This window comes from Streptomyces sp. NRRL WC-3618, from assembly GCF_001280005.1.
GTDB lineage: Bacteria > Actinomycetota > Actinomycetes > Streptomycetales > Streptomycetaceae > Streptomyces.
Window position 1 is genome coordinate 1 of sequence record NZ_LGDW01000308.1, and the last position, 391, is coordinate 391.

1 pseudogene is annotated in these 391 nt (G+C 66.0%); it reads right to left on the reverse strand.

The annotated features are described in order from the left end of the window. Positions 1-391: pseudogene (locus ADL01_RS23940) on the reverse strand (alpha-1,4-glucan--maltose-1-phosphate maltosyltransferase); the annotation flags it as partial.

The window sequence follows — 391 nt, forward strand, 5'->3', positions numbered from 1 at the left end:
AGTGTCGCGGCCAGCACGGCACGCGCCTCGAACGCCGGACGGCCGCCCTGCTGAAGGTACTCGTGCAGGATGTCGGGGGTGTTGACGAAGAAATTCGGCCGCATGTACGCCGCCGACTCGCCCGACAACTCGGTGAGGTACTCGGTGAGTTCGGTCTTGGTGTTGCGCCAGGTGAAATAGGTGTACGACTGCTGGAAACCCGTCTGGGCCAGCGCGCGCATCATCGCCGGGCGGGTGAAGGCCTCCGCGAGGAAGATGACGTCCGGGTCGGTGGCGTTGATGTCCGCGATCACCTGTTCCCAGAAGACGACCGGCTTGGTGTGCGGGTTGTCGACGCGGAAGATCCGCACCCCGTGCGCCATCCAGTGCCGCAGCACCCGCACCGTCTCCG